Consider the following 20388-nt stretch of genomic DNA (forward strand, 5'->3'; position numbering starts at 1 on the left):
ACCGACGTCGCCGCTGCTGTTCCTACCCCGCGGCGGCCCGTCCCCCGCACGGCTCGAACCGCCCGTACAGCGCCGCCCGCAGGTGCGCCGTCCAGTGGTCGGTCACCTCCCGCGCGAGGCCGGTCTCCGGGGCGTACAGCTCGAAGCCGTGCCAGGCGCCGGGCACGTTCCGCACGGTGACCGGCACGCCCGCGTCCATCAGCCGCCGCGCGTACGCCAGCCCCGCGTCGCGCAGCGGGTCCAGATCGCAGACCAGCACGTACGCCGGCGGCAGCCCCGACAGGTCGGCGGCCCGGGCCGGTGCGGCGTACGCGTCCGGTGCGCGGCGCTCCGGGGTGAACGCGCCCTCGGGGAGGTAGTGCCGCCAGGCCAGCCGGATCGTGCGCAGGCTGTTCACCCGCGGGTCCGGCGGGCCGTCCGCCGTCCCGTCCGGGACCGGCTCGTCGGCGACCCGGTCGTCCAGGTCGGGGATGCACATCGACTGGTGGACCGGCGCCGGGCCGCCGCGGTCGCGGGCCATCAGCGACACCGCCGCCGTCAGCCCGCCGCCCGCCGACTTGCCGTGCAGGGCGATCCGTTCGGGATCGATGCCCAGCTCGGCGGCGTGCGCGGCCGTCCACTCCAGCGCCAGGTAGCAGTCCTCCACCCCGGCCGGATAGCGGTGCTCGGGCGCGAGGCGGTACTCCACCGCGACGGTCACCGCGGGCAGGCCGCGGCAGAGCGCTATCGCCGTCCGGTCCTCCCCGGGCAGCGAACGGCCCAGGGCGTAGCCCCCGCCGTGGAAGTGCAGCACCGCGGGCAGCGGCGCCCCGTCCCCGGCCTCCGCGCCGGGATCCGGGTGGTAGACCTCCACGGTCAGCGCGCTGCCGTCCGGCCGCGGGAGGACGTACCGCTTCGAGCGCACCCCGGAGCGGTCCGCGGGCAGCGCCGCCAGCAGCGCGTCGAACCGCGCACGGGTGGCCGCGATGTCGGCGTACGGATCGGCGAACGGCGGCAACGACGTGAGATACGGGACCAGTTCGGGATGGACGGGCGGTACGGACGGCACAGCCATGAACGGCAACCTCTCCTCGGCACACACGGCACACACGGCACGGACAACGCGGTACGCAACCGCTCCCTACCCCGCCCCGCCCCTCACTTGGCGTCCCCGTAGCACTCCACCACCGCCGTGGTGAACGGGAACCGCACCGGCGTGGGCCCGAAGGCGATCCGGCCCGCGGTGGCCGCCGCGGTGGTGATCGCCTCGGCGACCGCCGCGGCCTCCTCCGCCGGGCAGTGCACGATCACCTCGTCGTGCTGGAAGAAGACCAGCTCGGCGCGGAGCCCGGGGCGGGCCAGCGCGTGGCGCAGCGCCGCCAGCAGCAGCAGCGCCCAGTCGGCGGCGCTGCCCTGTACGACGAAGTTGCGGGTGAACCGGCCGCGGGCGCGGGCGGCCGAGGCGCTGCCGGCACCGCCCGGCGGCTCCTCGTCCTGCGGCAGCCCCGCCTCGTCGGGCGGCGCCATCGAGGCGGGCGGGCAGGTGCGGCCCAGCCAGGTGCGCACCAGGCGGCCCTCCTCGCCCGCGCGCGCCGCGTCGTCGACGTAGGCGACCGCCGCCGGATAGCGGCGGCGCAGATCGGCCAGGTGCTTGAGGCCGTCGCCCGAGGTCTGCCCGTAAACGGCGCCCAGCAGCGCGAGTTTGGCCCGGTCGCGGTCCCCGCCGAAGGCCCGGGCGGCCAGGTCCGCGTAGAGGTCCGCGCCGCTCGCGGCCACCTCCATCAGGCCCCGGTCCCGGGAGACCGCGGCCAGCACCCGCGGCTCCATCTGGTCGGCGTCGGCGACCACCAGGCGCCAGCCCGGATCGGCGCGCACCGCCCGCCGGATCACCTTGGGGATCTGGAGGGCACCGCCGCCGTTGGTCGTCCAGCGCCCGGAGACGGTGCCGCCGGGCAGGTACTCGGGACGGAACCGCCCCTCGTGCACCCACTGCGTCAGCCACGTCCAGCCGTGCGCGGTGTACAGGCGGTAGAGCGTCTTGTAGGCCAGCAGCGGCGCCACCGCCGGGTGGTCGATCCGCTGGAGCTCCCATTTGCGGGTCGAGGACAGCGTGATTCCGGCGCGGGCGAACGCGCGGATGATGTCGCCCGGAAGATCGGGGCGGACCCGTACACCCTCGCCGAAGGCCCGCGACACCTCGTCGGCCAGCTCCGCCATCCGGCGTGGCTCCAGCCCGCCGGGGAAGCGCTCGCCGAGCAGTTCGTCCAGCAGCGCGCGGTGCACGTCCGCGCGCCAGGGGATGCCGGTGCGGGACATCTCCGCGGCGACCAGCATGCCCGCCGACTCCGACGCCAGCAGCAGCCGCATCCGGTCCGGGTGCGCGGTCCGCTCCGTACGGGCGAGCTGCCCGGCGTAGACCTCCAGCAGCGCGGTGAACTCGTCGGTGCCGGGCGGCAGCGGCACCGGGCCCGGCTCGAAGAGGGACGGCTGGGTCTCGGCGGTGCGCACCGGGGGGTCCGGCGGCACCGGGCGGCCGTGCAGCCGCGCCCAGGCGGCGGCCAGCGACCGCGGCTGGCCCGACTGGCCCTCCTCGTGGCCGATCAGCAGCGCCTCGGCGGCCTCGACGTCGTAGCAGCGCTCGACCCGCACCCCGGCCGCCAGCAGCCGACGGTAGGTCTCGGCCGTGGACCGCCACACCCAGCGCTCGACCCCGGGGCGGGAGCGGACCGCCTCGACGAGCGAGGGCTCTTGCACCACCGGCCCGGCGGGCCGCCCGTCCGGGCCGAGCGGGCCCAGCCGCGCACCCCCGTCGCCCGTCTCCGCCACCGCCCATCTCATGCGCCGAGTCTCGCACCGGGGTCTGACAACGCCCTCGGCCCGGGCGCCGCCCCGGGCACCGACCATCACCCGTTCGGCCCGCTACTTTTGCCCGTTTTGGTGCGTTGAACTGCTTGTCGCTCCAGGCGGCGCGTACATCTGAACGCTGCTCTACGAAGAGGTTCCCCGTGAAGTTTGTCTCCAAGGCCGTCGTCCTGTCCGCCGCCGCGGGCATCGCCGTCGTGGGCGGTGCCGGTGTCGCCGGCGCCCACGGGCACGGCGGCGCCAGCGCCGCCGGCGGTGCGGTGGGTTCGCCCGGCGTGATCTCCGGCAACCTCATCCAGATCCCGGTCGACGTGCCGATCAACGCCTGCGGCAACAGCGTCAACATCGTCGGGTTGCTGAACCCGGCATTCGGCAACACCTGCATCAACGCCTGATCCTCCGAGGCGTTGTACGGCCCGCCCCTCCCGGGGCGGGCTTTTCATATGCCGAATTCCCTGGGCAGGCACAGGATTTCGCCGCTACGCCCCTCCATCCCCTTTGGGAATGACCGGTGTTGACGCCCGGATGCGGTGATATGTGTCTATGGTTGCGCGGCATTCGGGTGAATCCGCGAAACCGCTTCCCGTCAGGTGAGTTGTCCAGTGCGCTCCGGATACGGGCACTCCGCTTCCAGAAGGGTAAACAGTGATCAAGAAGGTCCTGGCCACGACGGCAGTAGCCGCTTCCATGGTCGGCGTCTCGGCGACGGTCGCCCCCCAGGCGATGGCGGTCGGCAACCACCACGGCACCTCCACCGTCAACGGCAACGGTTCCGTGAGTGCGTTCGGCAACTCCACCACGCACGGCAAGATGAGCCCGCAGCTGGAACTGGTCCAGGGCTCGCTGAACAAGCTCTGCATCGGCCTGCCGCTGAAGGCGAACGTCCAGTCCCTGATCGCCCTGCTCAACATCGGCATCCAGGACATCAACGTGCTGTCCTCGCCGCAGAACCAGCAGTGCACCGAGAACTCCACGCAGGCCAAGGGCGACGAGGCGCTGTCGCACATCCTGGACGACATCCCGATCCTCTCGGCCAACGGCGTCGGCAACCACTGAGCCGGCCGCCGGCCGCAGGTCCGGGCCGCCGGCCGCGCGCCGGGCGGGTCCCGGGCCTGCGGTACGCATGACGCAGTGCCGGATCGGGCTTTCTCGATCCCCCTATAGGTAGGAATTCGTATTCGGTGGGTACCTCGCCGTTCGATTCCCGGTGTGTTTTCCGCGTTATCTGCGCGGGAGTCTCCTGAATTCACCGTGTGGCATTCGGGCGATTCCTCCGAAAACTTCTCTTCGGGAGTTTCGTAGGCGGGGGGAAATCGTTACCAATATCGGCAGCGGAGTTACGGGCGAGCAGATCCACGCCCGTGCGACACGAGGGTCGTGTGTGCTACGGACCCCGCTGCGGGAAGGGCTGAAAGTGAAGTACGCAAAGGTCGCAGCAGTCACTGCCGGAACCCTGATGGCAGTGGGCGCCGCTGCGCCGGCCTTCGCCGACGCGGGTGCCGCGGGCGGCACCAAGGGTTCCCCGGGTGTCATTTCCGGTAACGCCATCCAGGTGCCGATCCACATCCCGATCAACCTGTGCGGCAACACCGTCGACATCATCGGGCTGCTCAACCCGGCGTTCGGCAACAACTGCCTCAACCACTGACCGAAGAAATTCGAGCCGTGTCGTTGCGACCGGCCCCGGCTCGCTATTCGCCGCGCGTCGGGGCCGGCGGCTTTCGGCCCGGGCACGCACCGGGGAAGTCCGCAGTTTCTCCGGGCGGCGGCACTCGTTAGTCAGGGGGAAGCGGTGATCCGAGCAGCGAAGTGATTGCTCGCGCGGCGCAATGCCGCGATCCGATCGAACACCGCACCAGAAGGGACAGTGGGACGTGAAGTACGCGAAGTCTGCCGCGGCTGTGGCCGGTTCTGTCATGGCGCTGGGCGCGGCCGTGCCCGCTTTCGCCGCCGACGCCGGTTCGCCGGGCACGAACTCGCCGAGCATGAGCCTCAACGGCGGGCTGACGGACGCGCTGAGCCACAAGCAGGTGGACAGCCGCCAGGTCACGCCGCTGGTCAACACCGTCCGGGGCGCGGTGAAGACCGCGAAGAACCCCAAGCAGCTTCTCGGTGGTGCCACGGGGGCCACCAAGGAGGTTCCACTGCTCGGCGGTCTGCCGCTCGGTAAGTAACAGGCCGGCGCGCCGGAAATTTCACTGTCCCGCGGGATCGCCCGGGGAAATCGCGTGGCCGGGTGAAGCCTCAGCCGCCGGATCGGAAACGTGTGCGCCGACCGCTTTCGGTGGTCGGCGGGCCGATCCGGATGGTGAATCCCGGCTGCCCGATTTCCGGACGGGATACCTGATCGGCAAGAGCGATCAGGATGCCAGCTCATTTGAGTGAATGAGCACAACCGAATGCGCCCTTGTGGGTTGGTCACATTGCCCGGCCCAAGGGCATCCCGAAACACGAAGGATCACGTAATGATCAAGAAGGCTCTGGCGACCGCAGCCGCGGCTGCGTCCATTGTCGGGGTATCCGCGGCTGCCGCCCCCCAGGCGATGGCCACGGGTAACCAGCACGGCACCTCGTCCGTCAACGGCAACGGTTCGAGGCAGATCTACGGGAACTCGACCACGTACGGCTACATGAGCCCGCAGATCGGTCTGATCCAGGGCTCGCTCAACAAGCCCTGCATCGGTCTGCCCGCCAAGCTCAACGTGCAGTCGATCCTGGCGCTGGTCAACATCGGTATCCAGGACATCAACGTCCTGTCGTCGCCGCAGAACCAGCAGTGCACCGAGAACTCCACCCAGGCCAAGGGTGACGAGCCGCTGTCGCACATCCTGGACGACATCCCGATCCTCTCCGCGAACGGCGTGCACAACCGCTGACCGGTCGAGCACGGCCCGGGCTGCCCAGATTTCCGTGTCTGGGTGGTCCGGGCTTTTCGTTTTCCCGCCCGGTGTGATTTCTCCGGTGGCACGGATTGTTATTCCGCTGTGACCGTCCGCGGGTCGGCCGGATCGTTGGGAATGGTGTGTGGAGGGACGCATGCCAATGCCCTTGCGAGATTGATGGGGTTGCCAGGGCATTGGCATGCCGGCCGGAAATGAGTGCGGGGCCCGGGAAATTTCCATGGAGTTTCTCCGGGCCCCGCGGTGTGTCATGGGCCTTTTCGGGAGGCGTATCACCGTCTATTCGGGTGACGGTGCGGAACCCGGGCGCCTGTGGCCTGTTGTTCAAACAGGGCTCCCGTGCCCGGGAGTTCCTTCTCCTGAAGGGTTTAGCGCGATGAAGAAGATGATGGCGGCCGCGGCGATCGCGGCATCGCTCGTCGGAATTTCGGCCGCGGCGGCTCCGGAAGCCCTGGCCGTCGGCGACCAGGACGGCACCAGCACGGTCAACGGCAACGGGTCCAAGTCCGTGTACGGCAACTCCACCACGCACGGGAAGCTCAGCACCCAGCTCGGCCTCGTCCAGGGCTCGCTGAACGACCTCTGCATCGGTCTGCCCGCCAAGGTGAACGTCCAGTCCCTGATCGCTCTGCTGAACATCGGCATCCAGGACATCAACGTGCTGTCCTCGCCGCAGAACCAGCAGTGCGCCGAGAACTCGACGCAGGCCAAGGGCGACGAGGCGCTGTCGCACATCCTGGACGACATCCCGATCCTCTCGGCCAACGGCGTCAAGAACCACTGACGGCCGTCGGGCCGGTCCGAGGCACCGCTTGCGATACCGGGCGGCCGGCGGGCGTACGCGCTGCCGGCCGCCCGGTCGTGCGAGGACCACGGGGGGTGCGGGCGGGTCGCCCGCGCGAGGACTGCGGAGTGAGGAGACATGCGACAGAGCCTGAAGACATGCGTGCTCGTTGCGGCGGCGTCGGGGGTGCTGGGGGCGGGCGCCGGGCCGGTGTTCGCCGACGCCGGTGCGCACGGGGGCGCCGCGGACTCTCCCGGCGTGCTGTCCGGGAACACGGTCACGGTGGAGGTGAACGCCCCGGTCAACGTCTGCGGCAACTCGGTCAACGGGGTGGGGCTGCTGAACCCGGCGATGGGGAACGGCTGCGGGAACGGTTCGGCGGCCCGGCCGCCCGCCCCGCGCCCGCCGCTGGCCGCGCCGCCGCAGGCGCCGCACCGGGCGGCCCCCGCGCGGCGGGCGCCGGACCCGGAGCCGCGGCCGCAGCGGCCGCACCGGCAGGCGGCCCCGTCCCGGCCGGTCGCCGCGGAGCCCGCCGGGCACGACCCGCGGGTGGGCGAGGTGGCCCGGGCCGGGAAGTCGGCGGGGGAGGCACTGCTGGCGTCCAGCGGCGCGGAGCGGCTGGGGCTGGCGGCCGGCGCGGGCGGCGGGCTGCTGCTCGGCGGGGTGGTGCTGCTGCGCCGGGCCCGTAAGCGGCGGGGCTGAGCACCAAGGGAGCGGCGGGCCGGCCGGCGGGGCCGCCGGGCGGTGTACGGGGGCGCCGGGCCCTCCGGCCGGGGGCGCCGGGGCGGGTAGCTGCCCCGGGGCGTGCTTCCGTTCGCGGCCGGGAGGCGCCGGGGCGGCCCTTCGGGGAAGAATCGGAGTGTAGGCCCGGAAGGTCCCGGCGGCCGTGACGGCGGCAGAAGCCGCTCGGGCCGGGTGAAGAACGTGAGCCGAGGGGGATGGGCATGCTGGTCGCGCTGGCGCAGACGGACTGCCTCCTGGGGGACGTACCGGAGAACCTCCGGGTCGCCCGGGAGCGGATCGAGCAGGCCGCGGCGCAGGGCGCGGACCTCGTCGTCTTCCCCGAACTGAGCCTGCACGGCTACCACTTGGGGGCGCTCGAACGGGACGAGTCCGTCGAGGTGGACGATCCGCGGCTGCGGGAGCTGAGCACGCTGGGGCCGGCCGTGCTGATCGGCTTCCACGAGCACACCAGCCTGCGCGCGTACAACACCTCCGCGTACTACGTGGACGGGGCGCTGGTGCACGCCCACCGCAAGCTCTACCTGCCGAACTACCTGGCCTGGGAGGAGCGCAAGCACGTCAGCCCCGGGCAGTCGCTGCGGGCGTACCCGCTGGCGAAGTCCGGGAGCGGGGGCCGGGGCGCGACGCTGGTGTGCAACGACGCCTGGCAGCCGGTGCTGCCGTGGCTGGCGGTGCAGGACGGCGCCGAGGTGCTGTTCGTGCCGACCAACAGCGCGGCGAGCCTGGATCCGGAGGCGATGGACACCGGGCTGTACTGGGACACCCTGCTGTCCTACACGGCGCGGATGCTCCAGTGCTGGGTGGTGTTCGTCAACCGGGTCGGCAACGAGCACGGGGCGGCCTTCTGGGGCGGCTCACGGGTGGTGGACCCCAGGGGCGCGGTGGTGGCCCAGGCGCCCAAGTGGGAGCCCGCGCTGGTCACCGTGGAGATCGACCCGTCCGAGGCGCGGCGCCAGCGGCGGGCGGTGCCGCTGGTCGCGGAGGCCCGGCTGGGGCTGATCGACCGCGAGGTGCGGCGGCTGATCGACGAGGGCGGGGACCACTGACCGCGGCGGACCCGGGCCGGGTCAGCGGCCGGCGGGCTGCTCCGCGCGGACCGGCTCGGCGGCGTGCTCGTCCTTGAGGGCCTTGGCCTCCGACTTGAGGATGTGCATCGAGCGGCCCAGGCCGCGCGCCATGTCGGGGAGCTTCTTGGACCCGAAGACCAGCACGAGGACGGCCAGGATCAGGAACAGGTGCCAGGGCTCCAGGGCGTTGCGCAGCATCGGCGCTCTCGCTTTCGTCGGGGGTGCCTGCGGGGGTCTGTCCAGTATGACCCGAACGGTCCGGCCGTCCGCCCAGGGGGGTCGCGCCCCGGGCGGGCGGCCGTGAGGGGTCACCAGCTGGACTTGGTGACCCCCGGCAGGTAGCCCTTGTGGGCCTGGTCGCGCAGATTGACGCGGGACAGGCCGAAGGCCCGGAAGTAGCCGCGCGGGCGGCCGTCGACGCTGTCGCGGTTGCGGACGCGGGTGGCGCTGGCGTCCCGGGGCTGGCGGGACAGTTCCCGCCGGGCGGTGGCGCGCTCCTCGCCGGAGGTGCGCGGGTCGCGGAGGACGGCCGTGAGGAGGGCGCGGCGGGCGGCGTAGCGGGCGACCGTGGCGCGGCGCCGCTCGTTCTTGACGATCTTGCTCTTCTTGGCCATCAGACCTTCTCCCCGCGGGCGCGGATGCGGGCGACGGCGGCCTCGACGCCGATGGCGTCGACGGTCTTGATCCCCTTGGCGCTCAGGGTCAGCCGGATGTGGCGGCCCTCGCTCCCCAGCCAGTAGCGCTTGCGCTGGATGTTGGGGTCGAAGCGGCGGGCGGTGCGGCGGTGCGAGTGGGAGACGGTCTTGCCGAAACCCGGCGCGCGGCCGGTCAGCTGGCAGTGGGCGGACACGGTGCGGTTCCTCCGGCGGTCGGGCCCCATGAGGGCTTATTGAAAATGGAAACCATTTACGTATACTACCCGGCATGGCCCGCAACGAACTCCGCCCGGTCATCAAGCTCCGGTCCACCGCCGGCACCGGGTTCACCTACGTCACCCGCAAGAACCGCCGCAACGACCCCGACCGCCTGGAACTGCGCAAGTACGACCCGGTCGCCGGCCGGCACGTCACCTTCCGAGAGGAGCGCTGAGCCCGATGAAGCCCGGAATCCACCCCCCGTACGGGCCGGTCGTCTTCCGCGACCGGGCCGGGGGCCTCGCCTTCCTGACCCGGTCCACGATGACCAGCGACAAGACCGTCGAGTGGGAGGACGGGAACACCTATCCCGTCGTCGATGTCGAGATCTCCTCGGCGAGCCACCCCTTCTACACGGGCACCGCCCGGGTGCTGGACACCGCCGGCCGCGTCGAGCGGTTCGAGCGGCGGTATGGCACGCGCGGGGCCCGCTGATGGAGCCGCTGCGCGTCGCGCTGGTGGGCGGGCTGCACGCGGACGCCCGGCGGGCCGCCGTCGAGCGGCTGCTGCGGACCGTCCCCGGCAGCGTCGCCCTCCACCACGACCTGTCCGCCGCGGCCGGCGGCACCGTGCGGCGCACGGTCCGCGACGCCGGCGGCACCCTGGACACCGGCGAGACGCCGCTGGTCAACGACTGCGCGTGCTGTGCGCTGCGCGAGGACCTGGTGCCGGAGCTCGCGCGGCTGGCCGCGGGGCGGACCTGCCGGCTGGCGGTCGTCGAGCTGTGGGACTCGGTCGAGCCGAAGGCGATGGCCGAGGTGATCGCGTCGTCCGGTGAGGACCTGGTGCTGACCGGGGTGCTCACCGCGGTCGATCCGGCGCTGGTCCTGCCGTATCTGGGCTGCGGGGACGACCTCGCCGAGGCCGGGCTGGCGGCCGCCGCGTCCGACCGGCGCACGGTCGCCGACACCTGGGCACGCCAGCTGGAGTACGCCCCCGTCCTGGCGCTCGCCGCCGGTGCGGAGGAGGCCGACGACGCCGACCGCGCGCTGCTGGCCCAGCTGCACCCCACCGCCCGCCGGGTGCCGGTGGACTCCGGCGACCTGGCCGCCGCCGCGCTCGCCGGCTTCGACGTGGACGCGGCCGCGGCCCGGCAGCACCCGGCGTGCGCGCTGCTGCCGCAGGAGGCCGAGGCGGCCGGGGTGGCCACGTTCGTCTGGCGCGCGGCCCGGCCGTTCCACCCCGGGCGGCTCTACGCGGCGCTGGAGGACCTGACCTGCGCGGCGGCCCGCAGCCGGGGCCGCTTCTGGCTGGCCGACCGGCCGGACACCCTGCTGTCCTGGGACGCCGCGGGCGGGGCGCTGTGCGTGGAGAACGCCGGGCCGTGGCTGGCCGCGCTGCCGGACGCCGCCTGGGAGCTGGTGCCACCCTTCCGCCGGGCCGCCGCCGCCCTCGACTGGCACCCCGGGCACGGCGACCGCGGCCAGCACCTGGTCTTCGTCTCGCCGGGCCTGGACCGCGCGGGGCTGCGCACGCTGCTGGCGAGCTGCCTGCTCACCGACGCCGAGTACGCGGGCGGGCCGGCGGCCTGGAAGAGCCTGCCGCCCGCCTTCGACGAGCTGCTCGACCCGGTGTCCTGACGCGACCGGCGAACCGTCCGGGCGCGCGCCCGGAAGCCGCCCCTCCGCCGCCGGTCCCGCGCCGGAGGAGCGCCCCCGTCCCCTTACAAGTCCCCGTGAGGAAGCCCCCATGCCCCGTCGGAACGACCCCCGCCGCCCGGCCGCGCCCCGTCCCAACCCGCTGGACGCGGCCGGCATCACCTACGTCGACTACAAGGACACCGATCTGCTCAGGAGGTTCCTCTCCGACCGGGGGAAGATCCGCAGCCGCCGGGTCACCCGGGTCACGGCCCGGCAGCAGCGGCAGTTGGCCCGGGCGGTCAAGAACGCCCGGGAGATGGCGCTGCTGCCGTACGCCGCGCGGTAGCGCACCGACCCGGTGACGGGTAGGGGATTTCCTACGTTTGACGCGTAGGGAATCCCCTACGTATGGTGCCGGGGTGCATGCCACTCCTGCCGCGCCGCGTGCCGTCCCGTCCGAGCCGGACCAGGACCGGGTCTTCGCGGCGCTCGCCAACGCCACCCGCCGCGAGGTGCTCCGCCTGCTGCGGGACGGCGGGCCACAGCCCGTCCGGCGGCTGGCCGAGCACTTCGCGATGACCCGCCCGAGCCTGTCCGAGCACCTGAAGGTGCTGCGCGAGGCCGGGCTGGTGAGCGAGCGGCGGGCCGGCCGGCAGCGGATCTACCGGCTGGAGGCCGCCCCGCTCGGCGAGGTGCAGGACTGGCTCGGACCCTACGAGCGGTTCTGGCGCGCGAAGCTCGCGGGCCTGGGCACGCTGCTCGACCGCATCCCCCACGAAGAGGCACCATGACCCCCCACGGCTTCCCGGCCCCCGGTGACGACCCCGCGGACGCGACGGCGCTCCGCGTCGACCACTTCCTGCCCCATCCGCCGGCCGCGGTCTGGCGCGCGCTGACCGAGCCCGAGCTGCTCGCGCAGTGGATGATGCCCGGCGACTTCCGGCTGGAGGTCGGCCACCGCTACACGCTGCGCACGCTGCCCCGGCCGAACGCCAACTTCTCCGGCACCGTCATCGCCGAGGTCCTCGGGTACGAGGTGGAGCGGTCGCTGCGGCTGCGCTGGCAGGACGCGGACGAGGGCCAGGGCAACCGCGCCGACTGGACCCTCACCTGGACCCTGGAACCCGAAGGGCGCGGCACCCGTCTCTTCCTCGTCCACGAGGGCTTCGACCCGGACGACCCGTACCAGGTGCAGGCGCACCGCATCATGAGCGGCGGCTGGCGTTCGATTGTGACGGAGGGATTGGGGAACGTGCTCAACGAGCTGTGACCGGCCCGGCACCCCCTGTCGTGCACGTGCATCTGCGCATGCATCCGCATGTGAACGAAGCTATGATCCCGGGCAGTTGACACCGTTTATCACCGCGTTCACCACCGGGAGAGCCCTGTGCCCCACGCATACAACGGCATGGCCGCCACGGAGCTCCGCGACGTGAGATGGCTCAAGAGCCGGCACAGCAACTCGCAGGGCTCCTGCGTGGAATTCGCCAAACTGCCCGGCGGTGACATAGCGGTCCGCAATTCCCGTTTCCCGGACGGCCCGGCGCTGGTCTACACGCCCGCCGAGGTCGAGGCGATGCTGCGGGGCGCCAAGGACGGTGAGTTCGACCACCTGGTGCGCGACTGAGCGTACGGGAACGGGCGCCCGCGGGGAGCGGGCGCCCGGTGGTGCGGCGCGTGCGGGCAGCCGTGTCAGGGCAGCCGGAAGAGGGCCCACACGATCTTGCCGTGCCGGCCGCCGGACAGCCGGTGCCAGCCCCAGCTGTCGCTGAAGGAGTCCACGAGGTACAGCCCGCGGCCCGACTCGGCGGCGGAGTCCGCCTCGCCGGCCTCCGGTGAGGCGTCGCTGGGATCCCGTACCGCGCAGACCAGGCGGGAGGACCAGCGCATCAGGTGGAGCCGGGCGGGCAGGCCGGCGTCGGGGAGGTCCGGGCCGAAGCCGGGGTGGTCCGGCGCGGCCAGCACCGCGTGCCGCAGGGCGTTGGTGACCAGCTCGGAGACCACCAGGGCGACGCCGTCGAAGAGCTCCTCCAGGCCCCAGCCGGTGAGCGTTTCGCGGGTGAACCTCCGGGCGCCGCCGACGGATTCGTAGCGCGGCGGGAGCGGGCAGGAGGCGGAACCGGAGACGGCCAAGGGGTCGACGGGAGGGAAGCCCTGCCATAACGGCTCGAAATCGAGCATGGTCGAAACCTTGGTCCCCATGCGAGGCACTCCTGGCGTTCGCGGACGTCATGACCCAGGCCGGTCAGCCGGGGATCTGGCGGATCTTTCACGAGCGTGCATGCGTGCGACGCCTATCGTTCCCAATGCGTAGGGCAGATGCAAGGGCAGATGCACGTGCAGCTGACGTGAATGCGTAGGGCTGCCCGTATAACCGCCGTATTCTTCCTGGGGTTTGTTGTGGAGGGCTTGCGGGAGCCGCACATATCAGTAACCACATGAGCACTGAACGAAGCCTGGACATGGCAGACTGCGGCCCACTGTTGGACGGGGTGGGGTCACAGGAGGGTCAGAGAGGTGTCCGCAAGTGAGTCGGGCGGGTCGGTGGTGCGGCGGATCCTGCTCGGATCCCAGCTCCGCCGGCTGCGTGAATCGCGCGGGATAACCCGGGAAGCGGCCGGCTACTCGATCCGTGCGTCCGAATCGAAGATCAGCCGCATGGAGTTGGGCAGGGTGAGCTTCAAGGCACGCGATGTCGCAGATCTCCTCACGCTGTACGGCGTGAACGACGAACAGGAGCGTGAGGCGCTGCTGGCACTGGCCAAGGAGGCGAACGTCGCGGGCTGGTGGCACAGCTACAGCGATGTCCTGCCCGGCTGGTTCCAGACGTATGTCGGCCTGGAGGCGGCCGCGTCCCTGCTGCGGGTCTACGAGGTCCAGTTCGTCCACGGGCTGCTCCAGACCGAGGAGTACGCGCACGCGGTGGTCTCCCGCGGTATGCCGGGCGCGTCGGCGGCCGACGTCCAGCGCCGGGTCGCGCTGCGCCAGGAGCGGCAGAAGCTGCTGGTCTCCGAGCGGGCCCCGCGGCTGCACTGCGTGCTCGACGAGGCGGCGCTGCGCCGGCCGTACGGCGGACGCGCGGTGATGCGGGGCCAGTTGAAGCACCTGATCGACATCTCGGAGCGGCCCAATGTGCGGCTCCAGGTGATGCCGTTCAACTTCGGCGGGCACGCGGGCGAGAGCGGTGCGTTCACCATGCTGCGCTTCCCGGAGTCCGACCTCTCCGACGTCGTCTACCTGGAGCAGCTCACCAGCGCGCTCTACGTGGACAAGCCGGAGGAGGTCGCGCAGTACGAGCGCGCGATGGAGAGCCTCCAGGAGGACAGTCCGGGGCCCTCCGAGACCAGGGATCTGCTCCGCGGCCTCCTCCAACTGACGTGACCCGGCAGTAGGATGACGCTGCATCACCCCCCGCAGAGCAGTGCCGCACAGAGTAGGGATGCCATGTCCTTCTTCGCAGACCTGGCCTACCAGTTCATCGACGGTGAATGGCGGGCCGGCAGCGGCTCGTGGGACATCATCGATTTCAACCCCTACGACCAGGAGAAGCTGGCGTCGATCACGGTGGCCGGGGTGGACCAGGTCGACGCGGCCTACCGCGCCGCCGAGCGGGCGCAGCGGGACTGGGCGCGGCGCAATCCCTACGAGCGGCGGCAGGTCACCGAGCGGCTGCTGCGGCTGATCGAGGAGCGCGAGGAGGAGATCACCGAAGCGCTCGTCCTCGAACTGGGCGGTACGCGCGCCAAGGCGCAGTACGAGGTCCGGCTCGCCAAGGAGTTCGTCCGCGAGGCGATCCAGCTGGCGCTGCGCCCGCAGGGCCGCATCCTGCCCTCCCCGGTGGACGGCAAGGAGAACCGCGTCTACACCCTGCCCGCCGGGGTCATCGGGGTGATCAGCCCGTTCAACTTCCCGTTCCTGATCTCCATGAAGTCCGTGGCGCCGGCCCTGGCGCTGGGCAACGCGGTGGTGATCAAGCCCAACCAGAACACCCCGATCACCGGCGGCGGGCTGATCGCCAAGCTGTTCCAGGACGCCGGGCTGCCGGCCGGCCTGCTCAACGTGCTGATCACCGACATCGCGGAGATCGGGGACGCGCTGATCGAGCACCCGGTGCCCCGGGTCATCTCGTTCGCCGGGTCGGACAAGGTCGGCCGGCACGTCGCGGCGGTCAGCGCCGGGCACTTCAAGCGGGTGGTCCTCGAACTCAGCGGCAACAGCGCGCTGATCGTGCTGGACGACGCGGACGTCGACTACGCGGTGGACGCCGCGGTCTTCAGCCGGTTCGTCTACCAGGGGCAGGTCTGCATGGCCGCCAACCGCGTGCTGCTGGACCGCGCCGTCGAGGCCGAGTTCACCGAGAAGTTCGTGGCCCGGGTGGCGGCGCTGCGGACCGGTGACCCGCGGGACCCGCGGACCCAGATCGGCCCGCTGATCAACACCTTCCAGGCGGAGGCGCTGACCGGGTTGGTGGACCGGGCGATAGCCGACGGCGCCACGGCGCTGCTGCGCGGCCGCACGGAGGGCAATCTCGTCGAGCCGAGCGTGCTGGCCGGGCTGCCGGCGGACTCCGTGCTGCACGGGCAGGAGCTGTTCGGGCCGGTGGCGATGCTGATGCCGTTCGACGGCGAGGAGGAGGCGGTGCGGATCGCCAACGACTCCCCGTACGGGCTCAGCGGGGCGGTGCACACCGCGGACCTGGAGCGCGGGGTGCGGATCGCCCGGCGGATCGAGACCGGCATGATCCACGTCAACGACGGGACGGTGCACGACGAGCCGCAGGTGGCGTTCGGCGGGGAGAAGTTCTCCGGGGTCGGGCGGCTGAACGGCGAGTCCACGGTGGAGGCGTTCACCACGCAGAAGTGGGTGTCGATCCAGCACGGGCGGTCGCCGTTCCCGCTGTGAGGCGGACCGGCGCCGGCGGGGCGGCCCGGCCGTTGGCGCATCGAGGACACTCCCTGTCCTAGTGGGCGCCTACGGTGAGGGTGTTCCGAAGGTGGTCGGGCAGTCGGGTCCCGGCCGGTGCGCCCGCGGTGTCCCGCCGCCGGCGAGAGGAAAGGTGATCGCATGCCCACTCATGTTCTTGCCGAGGCCCACGGTGACGAGCGCGGTGCGCTGCTGGCGTTCCTGGAGGCGCAGCGCGGCGGTCTGCGGCGGGCGGTCCGGGGGCTGACCGACGAGCAGGCCCGGCAGCGGCCGAGCGTCAGTGAGCTGTCGCTGGGCGGGCTGGTCAAGCACGCGGCGGAGGTCGAGCAGCGCTGGGTGGAGATGGCGCAGCAGCGCCCGCATTCCGTACCGCGCGACCAGAGCACCTGGCAGGAGGGCTTCGAGCTGAAGGCCGACGAGACCGTGGCGGGGATGCTGGCGTACTGGGAGGGGGTCGCCGCCGAGACGGAGAAGTTCCTCCGCGGGGTGCCCAGCCTGAACGACACCTTCCCGCTGCCGGAGGCGCCGTGGTTCCCCGAGGGCGCCCGGCAGTCGATGCGCTGGCTGATGCTGCACCTGATCGAGGAGATCGCCCGGCACGCCGGCCACGCCGACATCGTCCGGGAGGCGCTGGACGGGAAGACCGCCTTCGAGCTGGTCGCGGAGGAGCAGCAGGCCGGCCAGGGGTGAGCGGCGGGCCGGCGCGCCCTGCCCGGGGAGCCGTCCGCGGGGGTGCTGCCGGAGGGGGCGGGCGGGAGCGGGCCGGGCGCCGGCCGAGGCGCGGCGGGGCGCGCGGCCCGCGGGCGTCAGTGGTGGAAGGCGGTGGCGACGCCCTCGGGGACGTCCAACGGCCCGGACTGGCGGCGCAGTTCGGGCAGCAGCTCCTCCAGGTCGGCCATGAAGAGGTCGGCGAGGTCGAGCGAGAAGCCGTTGCGGCACACCACGCGGAGGACGGAGAGGTCCTGGCGGTTGGGCGGGAAGGAGTAGGCGGGGATCAGCCAGCCGCGCTCCTTCATCCTTCGGGAGACGTCGAAGACGTCGTAGGCGGTGACGTCACCGGTGGTGGTGAAGGCGAAGACCGGCAGCTGGTCGCCGCGGGTGAGCAGGGTGAAGTCGCCCAGTGCGCCGATCCGTTCGGCCAGCGAGCGGGCCACGTCGCGGGTGGCCTGCTGGACGGCGCGGAAGCCGGAGCGGCCCAGCCGCAGGAAGGTGTAGTACTGGGCGGCCACCTGGGCGCCGGGGCGGGAGAAGTTGAGGGCGAAGGTCGGCATGTCGCCGCCCAGGTAGTTGACGCGGAAGACCAGTTCCTCCGGGAGCGCCGTCCGGTCGCGCCAGAGCGCCCAGCCGACGCCGGGGTAGACCAGGCCGTACTTGTGGCCGGAGGTGTTGATCGAGGCGACCCGGGGGAGGCGGAAGTCCCAGACCAGGTCGGGGTCGAGGAACGGCGCGACCATGGCGCCGGACGCGCCGTCCACGTGGACCGGGACGTCCAGGCCGGTGCGCTCCTGGAGGGCGTCGAGCGCCGCGCAGATGTCGGCCACCGGCTCGTAGGAGCCGTCGAAGGTGGAGCCGAGGACGGCGACCACGCCGATGGTGTTCTCGTCGCAGAGCGCCGCGGCGGATTCCGCGTCGAGGTGGAAGCGGTCGCCCTCCATCGGGACCTGGCGGGCCTCGACCTCCCAGAAGTTGCAGAACTTGTCCCAGCAGACCTGCACGTTGGCGCCCATGACGAGGTTGGGCCGGGCGGAGCCGGGATAGCGGTCGCGGTTGCGCTGCGCCCAGCGGCGCTTGAGGGCCATCCCGGCGAGCATGCAGGCTTCGCTGGAGCCGGTGGTGGAGCAGCCCATGGCGGCATCCGGGTCGGGGACGTGCCAGAGGTCGGCGAGCATCGCCACGCAGCGCCGCTCCAGTTCGGCGGTGCGCGGGTACTCGTCCTTGTCGATCATGTTCTTGTCCCGGCACTCCGACATCAGGACGGTGGCCTGCGGCTCCATCCAGGTGGTGACGAAGGTGGCGAGGTTCAACCGGGCGTTGCCGTCCAGCATCAGCTCGTCGTGGACGAACTGATAGGCGGTGTGCGGGGAGACCGGGCCCTCGGGGAGGGTGTGGCGCGGGGGCGAGGTCTCCATCCCGCTGACCGGGTCGGCCTCGCCGTAGAAGGGGTTCACCGGGTGGGCGCGGCGCCGGCGGTCGTGGGCGGAGGCGCCTTTGTGGAGGGTCATCGCTGCGGCCTGCTCTCAACTCGCGGCCGCGAGGCCGGCTTTGATCGCCTTGGTGAACTTCACGACCCGCTCGGCCTGGACGCGGGCGGCGGTGCGGGCGTCGGCGTCGACCGGGGTCTCCGGGCCGCCGACGTGCGAGGTGCCGTACGGATTGCCATCGGTGAACTTCGCCGGGTCGGTGTACCCGGGGGCGATGAGGATGCCGCCGAAGTGGTGGACGGTGTGGTACAGCGCGAGGAGGGTGGATTCCTGGCCGCCGTGCCGGGTGCCGGAGGCGGTGAAGCCGCTGTAGACCTTGTCGGCCAGCCGGCCCTGCTGCCAGAGACCGCCCAGGGTGTCCAGGAACTGCTTGAGCTGGGACGTCACATTGCCGAAGCGGGTCGGGGTGCCGAGGAGCACGGCGTCCGCCCAGAGCATGTCCTCGGGGGCCGCCTCCAGGATGTCGGCGGTGGCGGCGGCGTTGGCCGCCCAGGCCGGGTTGGCGTCGATGGCGGCCTGCGGGGCGAGTTCGGCGACCCGGCGCAGCCGGACGTCGGCGCCGGCGTGCTCGGCGGTGTCGGCGATCAGCCGGGCCAGTTCGGCGACGGTGCCGGTCGACGAGTAGTAGATGACGGCGACGTTGACGTCGTGGACGGGCATGACTCACCTCCTGGAAACCGACAATAAGCGCATAACGGGACCGGGGCCTCCAGGGTTCGCCCAGTGGAAGCGCCACCGGGCCGGTCCCCCCCCCCCCCGCGGGGGAGCCGGCCCGGTGGCGGGCGGCGCGGCGGCGCCGGCCCGGGGGGTCAGGTGCCGGCCAGCGACAGCTTGGCCGCGAAGCCGAGGAAGGCGGCGCCGGCGCCCGCGGTCAGCCCGGCGGTCAGCCGCCTGCGGCGGCGGAAGGTCGCCGCCAGGTACGTCCCGCTGAAGATCAGCACCGACAGGTAGCTGATGCTGAACAGCTGCGCCAGGGTGCCCAGGGCCACGAACGACAGCGCCGGGTGCGCGTAGGACGGGTCGACGAACTGCACGAAGAAGGAGATGAAGAACAGGATCGCCTTCGGGTTGAGCAGGCTGACCACCAGGGCCCGGCGGAACGGCCGCTCGACGGCGGCCCTGGGGGAGGCCGCCGCGGTGCCGTCACCGGCCGGGCCGGCCGCGTCCGCCCGTTCCGCGGCCGCCGCCCGCCGCGCCGTGCGGGAGGCCCGGCCGCCGTTGCGCCACAGCGACCAGGCGCCGCGCAGCATCCCGGCGGCCAGCCACGTCAGATAGCCCGCGCCGGCGAACTTCACGATGCCGAACAGCACCGGGCTGGCCTTCAGCAGCGAGGCCACCCCGCCCGCCGACAGCGTCATCAGCACCGTGTCGCCGCACAGCACGCCCGCGGCCGCCCGGTACGCCACCCGCCGGCCGCGCCGCGCGGCGACCGAGACGACGTAGAGCGAATTCGGCCCCGGGAGCAGGATGATCAGGGCGACGCCCGCCAGATACGTGGACAGGTCCGTTATTCCGAGCATGCGGGGAGGGTCTCACCCGGCGGCCGGGCGCCTCACCGGCCTTTCAGAATCCGGACTTGCCCCTCACGTCGCGTGAGGGGCCATCGTGGAGCGCGTACCGATGACCGACAAGGGAGCGGAAGTGAGCTATTCGGTGGGCCAGGTCGCCGGTTTCGCCGGAGTGACGGTGCGCACGCTGCACCACTACGACGAGATCGGGCTGCTGGTGCCCGGTGAGCGCAACCGCGCGGGCCACCGCCGCTACGGCGACGGCGACCTGGACCGGCTCCAGCAGATCCTGTTCTACCGGGAACTCGGCTTTCCGCTCGACGAGGTGGCGGCCCTCCTCGACGATCCGGACGCCGACCCGCAGCAGCACCTGCGGCGCCAGTACGGCCTGCTGACCGCGCGGATCGCCACGCTCCGGAAGATGGCCGCCGCCGTCGCCCACGCGATGGAGGCACGCAGGATGAACGTACGGCTCACCCCGGAGGAGAAGTTCGAGGTCTTCGGCGACTTCGACCCCGACCGGTACGCCGGCGAAGCGGCACAACGGTGGGGCGGCACCGACGCCTACCGCGAGTCGCAGCGCCGGACCGCCGGCTACACCAAGGAGGACTGGAAACGGCTGACGGCCGAACTCGACGCCCTGCACCGGCGGATGGCGGACCTGCTCGCCGCGGGCGTCCCCGCGGACTCCGCGGCGGCGATGGACGTCGCCGGGGAGCACCGCCGGTTCATCGGCCGCGCGTACTACGACTGCGGCCACGAGCTGCACAGCCGCCTCGGCGAGATGTACGTCGCGGACGAGCGCTTCACCGCCACCTACGAGGCGATCCGGCCCGGGCTCGCGGCCTACCTGCGGGACGCGATGCTGGCCAACGCGGTGCGGCACAGCTGAGGCGGCGCGGCCGGGCCGGCGGGTCCGGGGCCGC

The 20388-nt window shown here is 72.3% G+C and carries 28 protein-coding genes; 19 read left to right on the plus strand and 9 right to left on the minus strand.

Annotation, left to right across the window (positions count from 1 at the left end; all coding sequences use genetic code 11):
* Positions 1-22: 22 nt before the first annotated feature.
* Positions 23-1054 carry an alpha/beta hydrolase gene (locus MUU72_RS14150; RefSeq protein WP_248013573.1) on the minus strand — a complete coding sequence of 344 codons (1032 nt, stop codon included), beginning with the start codon at positions 1052-1054 and terminating at the stop codon, positions 23-25.
* A gap of 83 nt (positions 1055-1137) precedes the next feature.
* On the minus strand, positions 1138-2817 hold the full coding sequence (locus MUU72_RS14155; protein WP_248013574.1) for a bifunctional 3'-5' exonuclease/DNA polymerase: 1680 nt from the start codon (positions 2815-2817) through the stop codon (positions 1138-1140).
* Between the two features lie 167 nt (positions 2818-2984).
* Between MUU72_RS14155 and MUU72_RS14160 the strand changes: the two genes are divergently transcribed.
* From MUU72_RS14160 to MUU72_RS14195, 8 genes are all read left to right on the plus strand, one after another.
* Positions 2985-3236, plus strand: coding sequence for a chaplin (locus tag MUU72_RS14160; protein WP_248013575.1), 252 nt, complete (start codon positions 2985-2987; stop codon positions 3234-3236).
* Between the two features lie 250 nt (positions 3237-3486).
* Positions 3487-3897 (plus strand): rodlin, encoded by a 411-nt coding sequence (locus MUU72_RS14165; RefSeq protein ID WP_248013576.1) that lies wholly within the window; start codon positions 3487-3489, stop codon positions 3895-3897.
* A gap of 358 nt (positions 3898-4255) precedes the next feature.
* On the plus strand, positions 4256-4489 hold the full coding sequence (locus tag MUU72_RS14170; RefSeq protein ID WP_248013577.1) for a chaplin: 234 nt from the start codon (positions 4256-4258) through the stop codon (positions 4487-4489).
* Between the two features lie 226 nt (positions 4490-4715).
* Positions 4716-5015: a hypothetical protein gene (locus MUU72_RS14175; RefSeq protein ID WP_248013578.1), complete on the plus strand. Its 300-nt coding sequence runs from the start codon at positions 4716-4718 to the stop codon at positions 5013-5015.
* A gap of 291 nt (positions 5016-5306) precedes the next feature.
* Positions 5307-5717, plus strand: coding sequence for a rodlin (locus MUU72_RS14180; protein WP_248013579.1), 411 nt, complete (start codon positions 5307-5309; stop codon positions 5715-5717).
* A 400-nt stretch (positions 5718-6117) separates the two neighbouring features.
* A complete protein-coding gene (locus tag MUU72_RS14185) occupies positions 6118-6525 on the plus strand; it encodes a rodlin (RefSeq protein ID WP_248013580.1) in 408 nt (135 codons plus the stop codon).
* 138 nt (positions 6526-6663) lie between these two features.
* Entirely contained in the window at positions 6664-7227 is a 564-nt protein-coding gene (locus MUU72_RS14190; RefSeq protein WP_248013581.1) for a chaplin, read from the plus strand.
* Positions 7228-7469: 242 nt separating this feature from the next.
* Positions 7470-8315: a nitrilase-related carbon-nitrogen hydrolase gene (locus tag MUU72_RS14195; protein WP_248013582.1), complete on the plus strand. Its 846-nt coding sequence runs from the start codon at positions 7470-7472 to the stop codon at positions 8313-8315.
* Positions 8316-8336: 21 nt separating this feature from the next.
* Here MUU72_RS14195 and tatA read toward each other — a convergent pair whose 3' ends face one another.
* From tatA to rpmB, 3 genes are all read right to left on the minus strand, one after another.
* Positions 8337-8534 carry a Sec-independent protein translocase subunit TatA gene (tatA, locus tag MUU72_RS14200; protein ID WP_248013583.1) on the minus strand — a complete coding sequence of 66 codons (198 nt, stop codon included), beginning with the start codon at positions 8532-8534 and terminating at the stop codon, positions 8337-8339.
* A gap of 110 nt (positions 8535-8644) precedes the next feature.
* Entirely contained in the window at positions 8645-8950 is a 306-nt protein-coding gene (gene rpsN / locus MUU72_RS14205; RefSeq protein WP_248013584.1) for a 30S ribosomal protein S14, read from the minus strand.
* Positions 8950-9186, minus strand: a complete 237-nt coding sequence (rpmB, locus tag MUU72_RS14210; protein WP_248013585.1) for a 50S ribosomal protein L28 — start codon at positions 9184-9186, stop codon at positions 8950-8952. The genes rpsN and rpmB overlap by 1 nt, the downstream gene beginning before the upstream one ends.
* A 74-nt stretch (positions 9187-9260) precedes the next feature.
* Here rpmB and rpmG point away from each other — a divergent pair, with 74 nt between their 5' ends.
* The 7 genes from rpmG to MUU72_RS14245 all read left to right on the plus strand — a co-directional run bounded on the left by rpmG (position 9261) and on the right by MUU72_RS14245 (position 12457).
* Positions 9261-9425, plus strand: a complete 165-nt coding sequence (gene rpmG / locus MUU72_RS14215; RefSeq protein ID WP_039634212.1) for a 50S ribosomal protein L33 — start codon at positions 9261-9263, stop codon at positions 9423-9425.
* A gap of 5 nt (positions 9426-9430) precedes the next feature.
* Positions 9431-9685 carry a type B 50S ribosomal protein L31 gene (locus tag MUU72_RS14220; RefSeq protein WP_248013586.1) on the plus strand — a complete coding sequence of 85 codons (255 nt, stop codon included), beginning with the start codon at positions 9431-9433 and terminating at the stop codon, positions 9683-9685.
* Complete coding sequence (locus MUU72_RS14225) at positions 9685-10830, plus strand: CobW family GTP-binding protein (protein ID WP_248013587.1); 1146 nt, start codon at positions 9685-9687, stop codon at positions 10828-10830. Before MUU72_RS14220 ends, MUU72_RS14225 begins: the two co-directional genes overlap by 1 nt.
* A 109-nt stretch (positions 10831-10939) precedes the next feature.
* On the plus strand, positions 10940-11176 hold the full coding sequence (gene rpsR, locus MUU72_RS14230; RefSeq protein ID WP_248013588.1) for a 30S ribosomal protein S18: 237 nt from the start codon (positions 10940-10942) through the stop codon (positions 11174-11176).
* Between the two features lie 73 nt (positions 11177-11249).
* Positions 11250-11621, plus strand: a complete 372-nt coding sequence (locus tag MUU72_RS14235; RefSeq protein WP_248013589.1) for an ArsR/SmtB family transcription factor — start codon at positions 11250-11252, stop codon at positions 11619-11621.
* Positions 11618-12100, plus strand: a complete 483-nt coding sequence (locus tag MUU72_RS14240; protein WP_248013590.1) for an SRPBCC family protein — start codon at positions 11618-11620, stop codon at positions 12098-12100. Before MUU72_RS14235 ends, MUU72_RS14240 begins: the two co-directional genes overlap by 4 nt.
* A gap of 117 nt (positions 12101-12217) precedes the next feature.
* A complete protein-coding gene (locus MUU72_RS14245) occupies positions 12218-12457 on the plus strand; it encodes a DUF397 domain-containing protein (protein ID WP_248013591.1) in 240 nt (79 codons plus the stop codon).
* A gap of 65 nt (positions 12458-12522) precedes the next feature.
* Here MUU72_RS14245 and MUU72_RS14250 read toward each other — a convergent pair whose 3' ends face one another.
* Entirely contained in the window at positions 12523-13032 is a 510-nt protein-coding gene (locus tag MUU72_RS14250; protein ID WP_248013592.1) for an ATP-binding protein, read from the minus strand.
* Between the two features lie 315 nt (positions 13033-13347).
* Between MUU72_RS14250 and MUU72_RS14255 the strand changes: the two genes are divergently transcribed.
* The 3 genes from MUU72_RS14255 to MUU72_RS14265 all read left to right on the plus strand — a co-directional run bounded on the left by MUU72_RS14255 (position 13348) and on the right by MUU72_RS14265 (position 16443).
* On the plus strand, positions 13348-14211 hold the full coding sequence (locus MUU72_RS14255; RefSeq protein WP_248013593.1) for a Sco1979 family transcriptional regulator: 864 nt from the start codon (positions 13348-13350) through the stop codon (positions 14209-14211).
* 63 nt (positions 14212-14274) lie between these two features.
* Positions 14275-15732 (plus strand): aldehyde dehydrogenase family protein, encoded by a 1458-nt coding sequence (locus MUU72_RS14260; protein ID WP_248013594.1) that lies wholly within the window; start codon positions 14275-14277, stop codon positions 15730-15732.
* A 162-nt stretch (positions 15733-15894) separates the two neighbouring features.
* Positions 15895-16443, plus strand: a complete 549-nt coding sequence (locus MUU72_RS14265) for a DinB family protein (protein WP_248013595.1) — start codon at positions 15895-15897, stop codon at positions 16441-16443.
* A gap of 116 nt (positions 16444-16559) precedes the next feature.
* On the opposite strand, the gene gad is transcribed toward MUU72_RS14265, so the two are convergent.
* The 3 genes from gad to leuE all read right to left on the minus strand — a co-directional run bounded on the left by gad (position 16560) and on the right by leuE (position 19474).
* Complete coding sequence (gad, locus tag MUU72_RS14270; protein ID WP_248013596.1) at positions 16560-17975, minus strand: glutamate decarboxylase; 1416 nt, start codon at positions 17973-17975, stop codon at positions 16560-16562.
* A 15-nt stretch (positions 17976-17990) separates the two neighbouring features.
* Positions 17991-18614 (minus strand): NAD(P)H:quinone oxidoreductase, encoded by a 624-nt coding sequence (gene wrbA, locus MUU72_RS14275; protein ID WP_248013597.1) that lies wholly within the window; start codon positions 18612-18614, stop codon positions 17991-17993.
* Between the two features lie 149 nt (positions 18615-18763).
* Positions 18764-19474, minus strand: coding sequence for a leucine efflux protein LeuE (gene leuE / locus MUU72_RS14280; protein WP_248013598.1), 711 nt, complete (start codon positions 19472-19474; stop codon positions 18764-18766).
* 121 nt (positions 19475-19595) lie between these two features.
* Here leuE and MUU72_RS14285 point away from each other — a divergent pair, with 121 nt between their 5' ends.
* Positions 19596-20354, plus strand: a complete 759-nt coding sequence (locus MUU72_RS14285; protein ID WP_248013610.1) for a MerR family transcriptional regulator — start codon at positions 19596-19598, stop codon at positions 20352-20354.
* Positions 20355-20388 lie beyond the last annotated feature (34 nt).

The organism is Streptomyces rhizoryzae, from assembly GCF_023155275.1.
Classification (GTDB): domain Bacteria; phylum Actinomycetota; class Actinomycetes; order Streptomycetales; family Streptomycetaceae; genus Streptomyces; species Streptomyces rhizoryzae.

Coding starts and splice junctions, on each gene's coding strand:
- MUU72_RS14150 (WP_248013573.1), bottom strand. CDS start 1,054: ATGGCTGTGCCGTCCGTACCGCCCGTCCATCCCGAACTGGTCCCGTAT.
- MUU72_RS14155 (WP_248013574.1), bottom strand. CDS start 2,817: ATGAGATGGGCGGTGGCGGAGACGGGCGACGGGGGTGCGCGGCTGGGC.
- MUU72_RS14180 (WP_248013579.1), top strand. CDS start 5,307: ATGATCAAGAAGGCTCTGGCGACCGCAGCCGCGGCTGCGTCCATTGTC.
- MUU72_RS14185 (WP_248013580.1), top strand. CDS start 6,118: ATGAAGAAGATGATGGCGGCCGCGGCGATCGCGGCATCGCTCGTCGGA.
- MUU72_RS14190 (WP_248013581.1), top strand. CDS start 6,664: ATGCGACAGAGCCTGAAGACATGCGTGCTCGTTGCGGCGGCGTCGGGG.
- MUU72_RS14195 (WP_248013582.1), top strand. CDS start 7,470: ATGCTGGTCGCGCTGGCGCAGACGGACTGCCTCCTGGGGGACGTACCG.
- tatA (WP_248013583.1), bottom strand. CDS start 8,534: ATGCTGCGCAACGCCCTGGAGCCCTGGCACCTGTTCCTGATCCTGGCC.
- rpsN (WP_248013584.1), bottom strand. CDS start 8,950: ATGGCCAAGAAGAGCAAGATCGTCAAGAACGAGCGGCGCCGCGCCACG.
- rpmG (WP_039634212.1), top strand. CDS start 9,261: ATGGCCCGCAACGAACTCCGCCCGGTCATCAAGCTCCGGTCCACCGCC.
- MUU72_RS14220 (WP_248013586.1), top strand. CDS start 9,431: ATGAAGCCCGGAATCCACCCCCCGTACGGGCCGGTCGTCTTCCGCGAC.
- MUU72_RS14225 (WP_248013587.1), top strand. CDS start 9,685: ATGGAGCCGCTGCGCGTCGCGCTGGTGGGCGGGCTGCACGCGGACGCC.
- rpsR (WP_248013588.1), top strand. CDS start 10,940: ATGCCCCGTCGGAACGACCCCCGCCGCCCGGCCGCGCCCCGTCCCAAC.
- MUU72_RS14240 (WP_248013590.1), top strand. CDS start 11,618: ATGACCCCCCACGGCTTCCCGGCCCCCGGTGACGACCCCGCGGACGCG.
- MUU72_RS14250 (WP_248013592.1), bottom strand. CDS start 13,032: ATGGGGACCAAGGTTTCGACCATGCTCGATTTCGAGCCGTTATGGCAG.
- MUU72_RS14260 (WP_248013594.1), top strand. CDS start 14,275: ATGTCCTTCTTCGCAGACCTGGCCTACCAGTTCATCGACGGTGAATGG.
- MUU72_RS14265 (WP_248013595.1), top strand. CDS start 15,895: ATGCCCACTCATGTTCTTGCCGAGGCCCACGGTGACGAGCGCGGTGCG.
- gad (WP_248013596.1), bottom strand. CDS start 17,975: ATGACCCTCCACAAAGGCGCCTCCGCCCACGACCGCCGGCGCCGCGCC.
- wrbA (WP_248013597.1), bottom strand. CDS start 18,614: ATGCCCGTCCACGACGTCAACGTCGCCGTCATCTACTACTCGTCGACC.
- leuE (WP_248013598.1), bottom strand. CDS start 19,474: ATGCTCGGAATAACGGACCTGTCCACGTATCTGGCGGGCGTCGCCCTG.